At 35.6% G+C, this 13,835-nt stretch carries 9 protein-coding genes; 7 read left to right on the top strand and 2 right to left on the bottom strand.

Features of this window, described 5'->3' with window-relative positions:
* Nucleotides 1-5 precede the first annotated feature (5 nt).
* Nucleotides 6-2,597, bottom strand: coding sequence for an SPOR domain-containing protein (locus HNS38_RS03610; protein WP_172281707.1), 2,592 nt, complete (start codon nt 2,595-2,597; stop codon nt 6-8).
* A gap of 215 nt (nt 2,598-2,812) precedes the next feature.
* Between HNS38_RS03610 and HNS38_RS03605 the strand changes: the two genes are divergently transcribed.
* Entirely contained in the window at nt 2,813-4,012 is a 1,200-nt protein-coding gene (locus tag HNS38_RS03605) for a hybrid sensor histidine kinase/response regulator (RefSeq protein WP_172281706.1), read from the top strand.
* Here the strand turns inward: HNS38_RS03605 and ligA are convergent.
* Nucleotides 4,009-6,054, bottom strand: coding sequence for an NAD-dependent DNA ligase LigA (gene ligA / locus HNS38_RS03600; RefSeq protein ID WP_172345984.1), 2,046 nt, complete (start codon nt 6,052-6,054; stop codon nt 4,009-4,011). The two genes, HNS38_RS03605 and ligA, sit on opposite strands and share 4 nt — an antisense overlap.
* 154 nt (nt 6,055-6,208) lie before the next feature.
* Here ligA and HNS38_RS03595 point away from each other — a divergent pair, with 154 nt between their 5' ends.
* The 6 genes from HNS38_RS03595 to HNS38_RS03570 all read left to right on the top strand — a co-directional run bounded on the left by HNS38_RS03595 (nt 6,209) and on the right by HNS38_RS03570 (nt 13,835).
* Nucleotides 6,209-7,303 carry an AI-2E family transporter gene (locus HNS38_RS03595; protein ID WP_172281704.1) on the top strand — a complete coding sequence of 365 codons (1,095 nt, stop codon included), beginning with the start codon at nt 6,209-6,211 and terminating at the stop codon, nt 7,301-7,303.
* Nucleotides 7,304-7,344: 41 nt separating this feature from the next.
* Nucleotides 7,345-7,605: a YtxH domain-containing protein gene (locus tag HNS38_RS03590; RefSeq protein ID WP_172345983.1), complete on the top strand. Its 261-nt coding sequence runs from the start codon at nt 7,345-7,347 to the stop codon at nt 7,603-7,605.
* Nucleotides 7,595-8,176, top strand: coding sequence for a hypothetical protein (locus HNS38_RS03585; RefSeq protein WP_172281702.1), 582 nt, complete (start codon nt 7,595-7,597; stop codon nt 8,174-8,176). The genes HNS38_RS03590 and HNS38_RS03585 overlap by 11 nt, the downstream gene beginning before the upstream one ends.
* A complete protein-coding gene (locus HNS38_RS21030) occupies nt 8,173-9,183 on the top strand; it encodes a radical SAM/SPASM domain-containing protein (protein WP_172281701.1) in 1,011 nt (336 codons plus the stop codon). Before HNS38_RS03585 ends, HNS38_RS21030 begins: the two co-directional genes overlap by 4 nt.
* Nucleotides 9,184-9,318: 135 nt before the next feature.
* Entirely contained in the window at nt 9,319-12,477 is a 3,159-nt protein-coding gene (locus HNS38_RS03575; protein WP_172281699.1) for a S41 family peptidase, read from the top strand.
* A 143-nt stretch (nt 12,478-12,620) separates the two neighbouring features.
* Entirely contained in the window at nt 12,621-13,835 is a 1,215-nt protein-coding gene (locus tag HNS38_RS03570) for an OmpP1/FadL family transporter (RefSeq protein WP_172281697.1), read from the top strand.

Below are 13,835 nucleotides of genomic sequence, written 5' to 3'. Positions count from 1 at the left end.
TTAATTTAATAAGTAACTATAAATGCTCCAACATTGCCCGATTCAGATCTATATCTGTCTAGAGCTTTTGTTGCATCATCTTCCGATGTATAGCTACCAATTGTGTATTTATAATAACCATTTATTGCTATTTCTCGAATATCTTTAGCTTTGAATTTCTCCAATTTGCTTTCAGTAAGTTTTACTTTACTTGCTGCTATCTGTATGCGATAAAAATTGATAGCCTCATTTTTATCTTGTGTTTTTTCTTCTTCAGTACCAGCTAATACTTGGCTTTTGGATTTCAACTGCAATTCTTGTTTTGCTATCACTTCCTTATCTTCTATATGGTAAATTTGAGCTCTAACACTCGCAACTAATTCCTCAGGTTGCAAGTCTATTTCATATCCTTTTTCGAATGTTTTAAAATCAACACTCATCATACTTTCATAATCAGAGAATGCAAAATTAGTAATACCTGTATTTTCAAATAAATCAGCCATATAATTCTCCAAATGCATTCGGTCAACAAAATCATTTCCCCTTAAAGAAAGTACCAACCTGTTTTTATCAAGATTCAATTCTGAAGCATAACTCTGCTCTACTCTATTTCTATTTGGAACGCCTAATTCATGAACATAAACTAAATCGAATTTATCGAAAATCCTATTCAGTAAACTCACATTTAAACCAGATGGAATACCAATACTTAATCTTACTTGTCCACTACTTGCTTGGGGAGTAATACTATTTACCCAATCACTCACAGCTACTTCGCTAATCTCGTTTAAACTGTCTTGCAGTAATTCCATTTCGTAATGCAAACCAATAATACGAGGATGGTTCCATTCTAATATTCGATTAACATCCTGGTTGACATTTGGGTATTCGCTATTAAGAGGAACTCTTTTCATAACAGAGAAAAATGTATTGGCCAGTTGAGTCTTCTCTAGTAATGTTGTAAGGTATAAAGGGATAGTGTCCTGTTCAGATTCTATCATCACATCAACAAACTCGTTTTTCCAAAGGTAATTGGCGATAGCAACTGGGCTGTGCTTTTCAACATCTTTTGTAGTAACAAACATTTTTACATTGCCATTATATCTTCCAGTGAAATCTTGAGGTGTTAGTACCGTAATAAAATCTGTTGGAGTTCGGTCTTCAAGATAAAAAGATAAGCGCACCAAATTAATGTACATTCGTTTTTTTAAATCAATGATTTCTGCTTCAATAGCTTTCTTGTCATCAATTAATCCCAAAGTAATAACCGGATTAAAAGCTACATCTCTATATTCTTTCTTCACTAACTCTTTACGAATCAACTCATCATTAACCATCTTTCTATAATAAAGGTCTTTGATTTGCTTAAGTTTAAATCCAAATTCAGCATAAATATTAACTAACTCATTATCGCCACCTTCTAATTCCTTCATTTGCTCAGACTGATAAACATTCTGTTGAGCTTTAATGAGCTTACCTTTATTATGAAATCGCAAAGGCACCCTTAAGGTAACTCCAGCGGAACCATAATTCTTAAAAGTATTAAACTCATCCATATACATATTGTATCTAACAAATGGTTTAAGTGTAATATCTTTCCACCATTTTAGATTATCCTTATATATGGCCAGTTTAATTTGAGTCACTGTATCTTCCGCATGATGATTATAATATATTCTCATCAAACTATCCAGGTTAACATCAAACAAAGGCAAATCATCAGCGGTCATAGGATTCGCTAATAAAGTATCAGGAATATTTGCTGGGATATGTTTATTAAAATTCTGCAATTGAAAAACCTGTTGATCTATATCTTCTAACTTAGCCTGATATTGGAGTACTTTTTCCCAACCCACATAGCGCAAATGATATAATTCCTTAGTAAACTCCAACTGTTTCTTCACTAGGTTTTTTCTCTCCTCAAGCACCTTTACTTTTCTAACATTAAATATATAGTTGATATAATTAAATAGGTAGCGGTAGTTTTCTTGCTCAGCATATTCCAAAGTTTCATACTCCTTAAGAATGGCTTGCATCTTCATTTGATGTATTTGATTATTGGCATCGAATAAACCACCTTTTATAATATCCCATTCCAAACCTACATAAAACCTTCTTTTAAAGGTAAGATCTTCGTCAACGGATATCCCTGGAGTAAAATTTTCAGTATAATCACCTCTCATATTTAAGCCCACATCACCTCTCTTGGCTTTAATCTGCTGATTCAAAGCTTCCTGATAAGCCTGCCCTACATCATTGGAAGTATAATTTGAAATAAAAATTGAATTTAATAGAGTTACATCGCCATGAACATCATGATAAACTGAGCCATTGATCGCATTCATAAATATTTCGCTTACGTCTTTTGCAATATGAAAGACATTAACAGTATCTGGAAGAAAATCACCATCATCTGGCATCAGGCTCTCAAGGTTTGGATCCTTATCAAAATCTGATTCCTTAGCCCATGTTCCTTGAATAGAAACAAAGGTTAACAGAACAACCAAAATAATATATTTTTTCAACTCAATCATAGCTTCAGTTTTCTTACCATCTATTTGTTTACTAGATGGTACTATTTCGCATGTATCAAATCTACTTATTCCATTTCTTAGCATTAAAGAATCTTCAATAGAGTATTAACAAAGTTTTAAACACAGAAATAGGCTATATGGCTGATTTTATGGCCTTTACATATTTTTTAACATTTTTCACTATTCAACATCAACAAGCATAAGTGACTATTAGCCAATCTACAAATAGATTTAATTAGTACATTCTTAAATATAATTTAATCAAAATTATTAGTAAATTTGGACCAAAATAAAGGCAAATGTTCGAGAAAAAAATATCCATATACGTAGCTGAAGATGACCCATTATCTGGAAAGATGATGAACATCACCGTCAAAAGAATAGGTTTTGAAATGGTTGGTCTTGGAACCAATACCGATACCGTTATTAAGGAGGTTGGCGAATTAAGACCAGATATGGTACTCATGGATATAGATATGCCGGGTTCAACAGACGGTATCGGAGCTGCTGATATCATCACTCGAGACTATAACATCCCAGTGATATACGTTACAGCTAATTCGGAAGACTCTGTTTTTGACAGAGCCTTGAAAACCGCACCTTTTGGCTATGTATTAAAACCCGTAACCCGAGATACATTGAGAACCGTTGTCCAAATGGGCTATTCAAGGCATTTGGTTGATGTAGAATTGAAAGAAAAACAAGAGGAACTGGCTCAATTAAATGACGCCTTGGAAGTTAAAGTTCAGGAGAGAACCAAGGAAATTGAAGATAAGAACAAGCAGTTAGAAAAGTCTCTATCGAGGGAAAAAGAGCTCAATGAGTTTCAAAGTAGAATCGTAACCACCATATCTCACGAGTTCAGAACCCCTATGACCACTATCATGAGTTCTGCTGAAATCATGGAAAGCCTGATCAATCGTGATAAACCTAAAGAGAAAGTATTTCGCCATACCAAGCTCATTAAAACAAGTGTTCATGAATTACTAGAGTTATTGAACGATGTCTTAATCATCGAAAAATTTGACTCAGGCCGCTATGAAGTAATGAAAGATGAATTTAGTCTCGATAGCTATTTTGAGGAATTAAAATTCAAACTAGAAATTGGAATTGGTAAGAATCACGCTATAGATCTTCAGGTACAAGAGAAAATGGATGATATCTCGACAGATAAAAAGCTATTCTCTCAGGTATTAAACAATATCCTCTCTAATGCCTTTAAATATTCCGAAAAAGAAACTACTGTTCATATTCATGCCCATGTAGCCAATGGATTATTCCACTTTAAAGTTACCGATGAAGGAATTGGAATGACTGAAGAAACGCTACAGATGATATTTGATTCATTCTACCGCGCTAGAAACGTGACCAATATAGAAGGTACAGGAATGGGCCTATCCATTCTTAAAAAATCGGTGGATTTACTGAAAGGAGAAATCAAAGTCAGTAGTACACCAAATATTGGAAGCACTTTTGAAGTTACTATTCCAATGAATTAAGAAATCATGGCATTAAATTCTTCTTCTGTGAGGATTTGAATCCCTAACTTTTCCGCTTTTGTTTTTTTGGCTGGCCCCATTTTATCACCAGCTAAAAGATAATTGGTCTTACCTGAAAGTGCTGAAACATTCTTTCCTCCAAATTCCTCTATAAGAGATTTGAGCTCATCACGGTTGCGAGAAAACACACCACTCACTACGAAAGACTTCCCGTCCAACTTATTATCACTCACCTCAAAAACCTCTTCAACTTGTTCCATCTGAAGACCTGCAAAATCCAGCCTACCAATTTCATACACATGTTCCTCGTTCTCGAAATACTTGACTAATGACTCCGCAATTTTCTTTCCAACCTCCTCTACTTTAAGCAACTCTTCCAAATCAGCTTTCATTAAAGCTTGCATACTTCCAAAATAATTGGCTAGCTTTTGAGCAGTGGTAGCTCCTACATATCGTATTCCTAGGGCAAATAAAACACGACTAAAAGGAACCTCTTTTGATTCTTCTATTCCCTTCAATATGTTGGTTACTGTTTTTTCTTTAAAGCTCAATCGTCTAGATTTACCATCCTCCGTTTCCATTACTTTTTCCAAACCAAATAAACTTTGATAGTTCAAATCATATAAATCGGCCACATTGGTCAATAGTCCTTTATCAAAAAGCAATTCTATCTTTCCTTCTCCCAAACTATCAATATTCATAGCTTTTCGACCAATAAAATGCTCTATCCTACCTTTAATTTGAGGAGGGCAGTGATCAATATTTGGGCAATAATGATGAGCTTCTCCTTCGTTTCTGGTCAATTCAGTATCACATTCTGGACAACGAGTAATATAATCAAATGGAGTAGCATTGGCAGGTCTGCTATCCAATTCTACACCTACAATCTTCGGAATAATCTCTCCTCCTTTTTCCACTTGAACCATATCCCCAATTCGTAAGCCCAATTGCTCAATGATATCAGCATTATGTAATGAAGCTCTTCTCACAATAGTGCCGGCTAAGGCTACGGGATCCAATTCCGCAACCGGAGTAATCGCTCCGGTTCTTCCCACTTGAAAAACAATATCAATCAATCTAGTTACACCTTGCTCTGCTTTGAATTTATATGAGATGGCCCAACGAGGGCTCTTTGCAGTAAAACCCAATTCTTCTTGCTGAGAATAATCATTTACCTTAATTACAATACCATCCACATCATAAGGAAGCTGATGTCTGGCTTCGTCCCACTCTTCGATAAATCCAAATACATCTTCTATATTGGAATATCTTCCCATCTTATCTGCTACGTTAAAACCCCAGCTTTTGATCAATACGAGACTATCGTAATGAGTAGTCACATTTGGCAAATCTCCTAGCGCATAATAACAAAAACACTCCAAAGGACGCTTGGCCACCTGTCTACTGTCTTGCATTTTAATACTACCACTGGCCGCATTTCGAGGATTAGCAAAAGCCTCTTCTCCATTGGCTATTCGTTGCCTGTTAATCTTTTCAAATCCCGCATGAGGCATCACAATTTCTCCTCTTACCTCAAAATTTCTTGGGAAACCCTCCCCTTTCAATTTCAATGGAATAGAATGAAGAGTTTTAATATTGGCCGTCACCACATCTCCCTGAACCCCATCACCACGCGTCACGGCTTTTTCTAATTTACCATCTTCATACCAAAGAGAAATAGCTACGCCATCAAATTTCAATTCACAAACATATTCCACTTCTTCTTGGCCCAGCATCTTCTTCACTCGCTGATCAAATTCAGCCAACTCTTCCCTATTATAGGTATTCCCTAGGGAGAGCATAGGATATTGATGTTTTATTTGAACAAAATTCTTGGATATACTCCCTCCCACTCTCTGACTTGGACTATCCATCCTTAAAAGTTGAGGGTTTTCTTTTTCTAATTTGATAAGCTCAACAAGCAGTTGATCATATTCCAAATCAGAAATCTCTTGTTTAGATTGATCATAGTATAATTGATTATGATGTTCTATTTCATAAGAAAGTTCTGATATTCTTTGCTTTGCTTGCTCTTGAGTCATTGAAAATATTTTGTGATTTACGCTGCCAAATATAATACCAAAATCTCTATTTTCACTCCCCATAATAAAGAAAACGGTATAAGGTTTCGTTAAATTCGGCTACTATCAGTATTATTTATAAATTAGCTTTCTTTTAATAAGAACAATTAATTCTATGAGCAAAATTACTCGTATCGTCGTTACTGTTGTTTTCACCCTACTCTTGGCACTATCTCTTTGGTATTTTAGTAGTTTAGTGACATCTTTAATTATTTCACTAGTATTATCACTCATTGGAAGACCATTAGTGAGAGCCCTAAGGAAAGTAAAAATCGGAAAACATCGAATATCAAATGCTTTAGCTGCGGTTATGACCCTAATCACACAAGTCGTTCTCATGGTTTCTATCATTCTCATTTTCATACCTATAGTAAGTTACCAAGCCACAGTAATCTCCAATATTGACAACAAAAGAGTATCCAATAATTTGAACAAAACCATACACAATATCGATAAGAGACTATTGGAATATGGTCTTATCCAACCCGACGAACAATTGGAGCTACTTATTGATGAAAAGATTACACAAATAGTAAATGTGGCCACTTTTTCTAATATCATCAAAAACCTATTGAGCTTTACGGGAAACTTTTTCATTGGATCCTTTTCTGTATTGTTTATGACTTTCTTCTTCCTAAAAGATGAAAATCTCTTCGTTAATATGGTTTTAGTTCTCACTCCCTCTCAACACTCTAAAAAGATAAAAAACATACTCCGAAAAACTAGAGAATTGCTAGCTCGATACTTCATTGGGTTAATGATAGAAATAGCGTCTATGATTACACTCCTCATCTTAGGACTTACCTTCCTAGGAGTTCCAAGCTCTGTGTTAATTGGATTTTTTGGAGGCACCATGAATGTCATCCCCTATTTAGGACCAGTGATTGGAGCATCAATAGGAACAGTATTAGGCGTTTTAGGCGAACTGGGTGCGGGTAATTACTTAGACTTTTATTTGGTAAGCGGAAAAGTAGTTTTGGTTTTCTTGGCCGCCAACTTAATAGACAATATTATTCTACAGCCACTCATCTATTCCAACTCAGTGAAGGCCCATCCTCTCGAAATCTTTATCGTAATTATGATGGCTGGTTCTTTAGGTGGTGCCATAGGAATGATTTTAGCCATCCCAACCTATACCGTGCTTCGTATTATTGCAGGTGAATTTTTAGGTGAATTTAGGCTGGTACAAAGCCTCACAAAAAAAATATAACTTATTTTGGTTTTCTGCGTATAAAAGTCAAAACCGAAGTTATGAGCGAAAATTCTTCAACAACAAAAGTATTACTAGCCCTATTGGCAGGAGCGGGAATTGGTGCAGCAATAGGAGCGGGAGCAGCTTTATTATTGACCCCAAACGATGGTAAAACCAATAGAAAAAAGCTAAAGAATAAAATCAATCAAATGTCTTCTGATTTTCATGAAACTGCCGAAAGCATTATGGATGAAATAGAGGACGGGATTGAAGAATTGACCAAAAGTCAAACTGAAAAACCAGCTGAAGATGGACAATAATCCTGCTTTTAAAACTGCCGATTTAATGAAGAATTATGTGAATCTTAGGATTGACATTACTCTTCTTGCTATAAGTAATAAAATGAGTCATGCTGCGGGATACTTTGTATTCGCTATCATCATGGGTTTTTTAGCGTTATTTGTAAGTCTATTTTTATCTTTAAGCCTTTCTGAATGGTTAGCAGACGTTCTGAACATGCCCGGCATGGGAAACCTCATCGTCAGTCTTTTTTATATCATTCTTGGATTCATTCTCTTCATCTTTAAGAAGCCATTGATTTTAGATCCCATCCATAAGAATATAGGAGGCTTGGTAGATATGAGTGATTTAAATAGTGCCAGTGCTATTCAAGAAGATCTAGGCTTAGAAGGAACCCTAGAGCATCTAAAACAAAATTTAAGAGATACAGAATCCTCTTTCGATCAAAACATTGTAGACATTAAGGATTATTATTCTTTTGAGCAATTGAAAGATAGATTTATCACTTCCATAACATCAAATCCTCAGAATATCTTAAATGGCCTGCTAATTTTGCGAGAAATTATTGTTAATCGCAAAAGAAAGAAGTGAGAAAAAAAATAGCCTATTATTTTGGTTTTATAAGCGTATTAAGTTTTGCCAAAATTAAAAACTTAGCCGTCTTATATTCTAGCTATTATATTTCCCTATTAAAGAAAACCCCAATTCATAAAGGAGAACCCTGGAGTTTATCCCTAGAAACTGGCACTTTCTGCAACCTTTCCTGCTTGGAATGCCCATCCGGACAAAAACAATTTACTCGTCCAACAGGCACTATGAATTATGATGATTATAAATCCATCATCGAAAAGCAAAAGAAATATCTAATATGGCTTATCCTCTATTTTCAAGGCGAACCATATTTGAATAAGCAGTTTTTTAAAATGGTGGAATATGCTCATTCACAAAGAATATTCACCTCCACCTCTACCAATGGCCATTTCTTAAATCATGATAATGCCATAAAAACCGTAAATTCGGGATTAAACAGAATCATTATTTCATTGGATGGCCTCGACCAAGAAACCTACGAAAAATATAGAGTTGGCGGACAGTTTAAACAAGTTATCCAAGGCATAAAAAATCTAGTCCAAGCTAAAGAAGAACTCAAATCTGCCACTCCTTTTATCGTGCTTCAGTTTATTGTTTTTAAAACCAATGAGCATCAATTAAAGCTTCTTCAGCAATTCAAAGCTGATATAGATGCCGACAAAATTGAAATCAAAACCGCTCAAGTTTATTCAAAAGAAGATAAAAACCATTTGATTCCAAAGGATTCCAAACACAGAAGATACCAGCAAAATAAAGATGGAACATGGGCCATCAAGAAGAAACTACCCAATAAATGCAAAAGGATGTGGCGAGCTAGCGTTATCACCTGGGATGGACAAGTGGTACCCTGTTGCTTTGATAAAGATGCGGACCATCAAATGGGCAACCTATTAGAGGATTCTTTCCAAAACATCAAAAGCAATAAAAAATACACAAACTTCAGAAATCAAGTTTTTTCTAATCGTTCAACCATTGAAATTTGCAAAAATTGCTCGGAGGGATTATAAAATTACTATTTTTGAAGCTTCAAAATGAGATTTCCTGTAAAACCAAATATATCATGAAATAGCTTTGAGCTCATTTGATGATCATAAGCCGGAATAAGCCGCAAAAATCAATTCAAAAATTTAATCTTTCTTATCATGAAGAAATGGTCATTATTAGCATTACTTTTTATTACAACTTTTACCTTTGCCCAAAGCAGCTTACTTCGCTTTCCCGCTTTAGATCCCAGTGGCGAAAACATAGCGTTCACCTATCAAGGTGATATCTGGGTAATGAATTTAAAAAATGAAATCCCCGTCAGGATTAGTATCCACGAAGCCTACGACGCTTATCCAACATGGTCTCCTGATGGTAATCAAATTGCCTTCTCATCTAATAGATATGGCTCGGAGGATGTCTTCGTCATCAACAAAAATGGCTCCGGATTAAAACGTTTGACATTTCACCCTTCAAATGATAAAGTAAATTCTTGGGCTATAGCCGATAGAATTGTATTCGAGACTAGAAGAATTTCAGCTCAGGTAGAAAGAGATCAAGAAATATTCTATGTTTCACCAGAAGGAGGAAATCCAACAAAACTGATGGAAGCATTAGGAAGTAATGCTATTGAATCTCCAGATGGTAAACAAGTAGCTTTTGTAAGAGGTAGTTGCAGAATAGCTCGTCAGGCTTATCAAGGATCTGCTAACAGAGACATTTGGATTTTCAATAAAAAAGACAAGAGCTATACTCAAATCACCGCAGAGAACTATAATGAGTTTTATCCTATTTGGGAAAATGACGAAAGCTTATTCTACATCAGTAGCAACGGAGCTCAGATTTACCAACTCAACCACATTTTCCTTCCAACAATGAAAATAGAAACCAAAACTTCATTTAAAGACTTTGGTTTACGCTACTTCTCTTATGCACCAGAGAAAAAATTATTGGCATTGGAAAGCGGAAACCATATTTATCTGCAAGAAAGCAATTCCACTAAAGCCATGGCTTTAAATTTGAAAATGGATTTTGAAAACAGAAAAAACAATATTAAACACGAAACATTTACTGGCGAAGTAAATGCTTATCAAGTATCTCCAAATGGAAAATATTTAGCATCCAGTATCAAAGGAAATATCTTTATCACACAAGCCAAAGATAAAGACAACTTCACCAAAACATTAAGCAACGATTCATTTATTAATTCTGATCCTGTATGGTTAAATGATACTTGCTTACTATTTATCAGCAATAGAAATGGTGTAAATGAAGTTTTCTCTTTAGCATCCTCTGATGAAAAAGAAGTAAACTTATTTAAATCTTTGAAGCACGAAATTAAGAAAGTCATCTCAGCTGAGGAAGACATAAATAAACTCGTTCTATCTAATGAAAAGACCAAAGTAGCCTACCTTATCGGAGATGGCCAATTAGTTGTAGCCGACATCAATGAAAAGGGATCGACCAAAAACGAAATTACACTACTAGATACTTGGGCAGAGCCTTCAGGAGTTTGCTGGAGTCCTGACGATCAATACTTAGCTTATTCAAAATCTGACTTGGATTTTAATAGAGAAATTTACATTCACAAAGCTGACAACAGCATGGCCCCAGTAAATGTGAGTATGCACCCCAGAACAGATGCCAGTCCGTCTTGGAGTCCTGATGGTAAAAAGCTAGCCTTCTCCTCCATCAGAAACTATGGCAATTATGATATTTGGTATGTTTGGTTGCAAAAGAAAGACTATGAAAAAACCATGACAGAATGGAAATTAGAGGATTCTGAAGACGATGATAAGAAAAAAGACGAAGATAAAGTAGAAGTAAAAATAGATTTCGATCAAATTTATAATCGATTGTTTCAATTAACCTCTCTTCCTGGAAACGAAGGAAGCCCTATATTTTCTGAAGATAGTGATTTCATCTATTTCACCTCTAATAGCAATGAAGATGGCAAAACCGACCTTTACAAAATCCGTTGGGACAAAAAAGAAGTGAAAGCCATTACCCAAAAAGGGAAGGCTGGAAGAGGAATGCAATTAAGTCCAGATGGCAAATATCTTTATTTATTGAATAAAGGAGGAAAACCAGGGAGACTAAAACTCACAGGTGATAAGATGGAAAACATTCCTGTTAAAGCAGTTGTGGATGTAGATTTACAAGCCCAGAGAGCACAAGTTTTTGAACAAGGATGGAAAGCCATCAACCAAGGTTTCTACGACCCTAAATTCCACAGAAGAGATTGGAATCAAATAAAAGACATTTACCAATCCATAGCTTTAAGTGCTAGCACCGATGAGGATTTCAGAGAAATATTCAATTGGATGTTGGGTGAAATTAATGCCAGCCATATGGGCTTATATGGACCTAGAAGCAAAGAGAAAAAAGCGGAAAGTGCTGCTTTATTAGGTATAGAATTCAGCTCTAATAATAATGGAATTCAAATTGACAGAATCCTCAAAGGAAGCCCTGCAGATAAAGAAGAAAGCCAATTAATGCCAGGTGATATCATCACAGCCATCAACCAAGAAGAACTTTCTGAGGAATCTAATCTTTATGAAATACTTGCCAACAAAACCAACCAAGCCACTATTCTTAATGTAGATAGAGAGGGCAATGATAAAGAAATCGTCATCCGTCCAACATCAGACCTAAACACCGAGAAATATAATGATTGGGTAGAATTCAATAGAAATTTAGTGGACGAATTGTCCAATGGTGAATTAGGATATCTCCATATTAAAGCCATGGGTTGGCCCAGTTTCGAGCTTTTCGAAAGAGATTTAATGGCTGCAGGATATGGTAAAAAAGGTATATTAATTGATGTTAGATATAATGGTGGTGGATGGACTACAGACTACTTAATGGCTGTTTTAACGGTGAAACAACATGCTTACACAGTACCTAGAGGCGCTACAAAAGATCTAGAAAAAGAGCATAAAAACTTCAGAGAGCATTATGCATTTGGTGAAAGACTTCCTTTTGCCAGCTGGACTAAGCCAAGTATTGCATTATGTAATCAGAACTCGTATTCCAATGCAGAAATCTTTTCACATGCCTATAAAAGCAATAACCTTGGTACTTTAGTTGGAACACCAACATTTGGTGCAGTTATCTCAACTGGAGGTAAAGGCTTAATTGATGGTGGCTATATCAGATTGCCATTTAGGGGATGGTATGTAAAAGAAAGTGATGCCAATATGGAGTTGGTTCCTGCTACTCCAGATATCATCGTTGATATAAAACCCGATTCGCGAGCGAATGGGAAAGACGAGCAATTGGAGAAAGCTGTAGAAATTCTTTTGGAGCAGATTCAATAGAAATCTAAGTCATAAATAATAATAATAATAAGGGTGTTGCAGTTAAATGTAACACCCTTTTTATTTTTAACTAATTACTAAGAAATCACAATTTCACGCTGAAATTTAGAATGTTACCTTTGCAGTAACAAATACATCAATTTATGAGAAATATAATAATCATCAGTATCTTTCTGATAGGAATGAGTATATCTTTATTCGCAGGAGGATATCAAGTTCGATTGCAAGGACAAAAACAAACAGGAATGGGCCTGATTGGAACTTCAACAAATTTTGGAGCCAGTAGTATTTTCTATAATCCTGGAGCCCTGTCCATGATGAAAACAGAATACAGCTTCCAAGTAGGCGCCAATTTCATCAATAGTAATGTGATTTATCAATCTACCACCTCTAGCTACACCGCGGAAACCGATAATCCCTTAAGCACTCCAGCTTACCTTTATGGTGCTGCAAAATTAAGCGACAAATTAACTCTAGGAGTTGGATTTTACACCCCTTATGGATCCTCAGCCAAATGGGATAAAGATTGGGCAGGTAAAAACTTAATCCAAGAAATCTCTTTACAAGCTTTCTATATTCAACCAACCCTTTCTTATAAAATCAACGATAAGCTTGGTATTGGAGCGGGATTGGTCTTAGTACAAGGAAATGTAGATCTGCAAAAAGCTTTACCCTATAGCGAACAGTCATATACAAGATTAAAAGGTAGTGATTTTGGTGCCGGTTTTAATATTGGAGTCTATTATCATGCCACTCAAAAATTGAATATCGGTATCGCCTACCGCAGTCAAATTACCATGAAAGTGGATGGAGGAACAGCCATTTTCCGTATTCCAGAGAGCCTAGAATCCATAGTGGCTCCCAATAATAAATTTAGTGCAGAACTTCCTCTGCCAGCTAATTTAGACTTTGGAATCAGTTATCAAGTGACAGAGAAATTTTTGGCAGCCTTGGAAATAAACTATGTATTTTGGGGAAGCTATAAAGAACTTAGCTTCACATTTGAAGAAGATGGAGATATACTTAACAATATCAACACTAGAGAATACTCTAATACTTTGATTCCTAGATTGGGTCTAGAATATAAACTTAACAACATGTTTATTTTTAGAGCTGGTGGATATTTCGACCCTACTCCTACCAACGAAAAATATTTTACTCCAGAAACCGTAAGCCTCGATACTTGGGCCTATACTTTTGGCCTCAGCATCATGGCCTATAAGAACCTTAGTGTCGATTTAACTTACCTAGGAACTCATGGAAAAGAAAGCGTAAAAATGTATGAGCCCGATAATTTTGAAGGCAGATACAAAACAGCAGCTTCCATATTTGGTATTGGAATCAATTATAACTTTTAA

The sequence above is a fragment of the Lentimicrobium sp. L6 genome, assembly GCF_013166655.1.
Taxonomy (GTDB): domain Bacteria; phylum Bacteroidota; class Bacteroidia; order Bacteroidales; family UBA12170; genus UBA12170.
This window is presented reverse-complemented; position numbering and strand designations above follow the sequence as displayed.

Excerpts from the sequence above, each read along its gene's own strand:
- HNS38_RS03590 (WP_172345983.1), top strand. The coding sequence starts at position 7,345 with ATGAGCGAAAATTCTTCAACAACAAAAGTATTACTAGCCCTATTGGCA.
- HNS38_RS03585 (WP_172281702.1), top strand. The coding sequence starts at position 7,595 with ATGGACAATAATCCTGCTTTTAAAACTGCCGATTTAATGAAGAATTAT.
- ligA (WP_172345984.1), bottom strand. The coding sequence starts at position 6,054 with ATGACTCAAGAGCAAGCAAAGCAAAGAATATCAGAACTTTCTTATGAA.
- HNS38_RS03570 (WP_172281697.1), top strand. The coding sequence starts at position 12,621 with ATGAGAAATATAATAATCATCAGTATCTTTCTGATAGGAATGAGTATA.
- HNS38_RS03575 (WP_172281699.1), top strand. The coding sequence starts at position 9,319 with ATGAAGAAATGGTCATTATTAGCATTACTTTTTATTACAACTTTTACC.
- HNS38_RS03605 (WP_172281706.1), top strand. The coding sequence starts at position 2,813 with ATGTTCGAGAAAAAAATATCCATATACGTAGCTGAAGATGACCCATTA.
- HNS38_RS03610 (WP_172281707.1), bottom strand. The coding sequence starts at position 2,597 with ATGCTAAGAAATGGAATAAGTAGATTTGATACATGCGAAATAGTACCA.
- HNS38_RS03595 (WP_172281704.1), top strand. The coding sequence starts at position 6,209 with ATGAGCAAAATTACTCGTATCGTCGTTACTGTTGTTTTCACCCTACTC.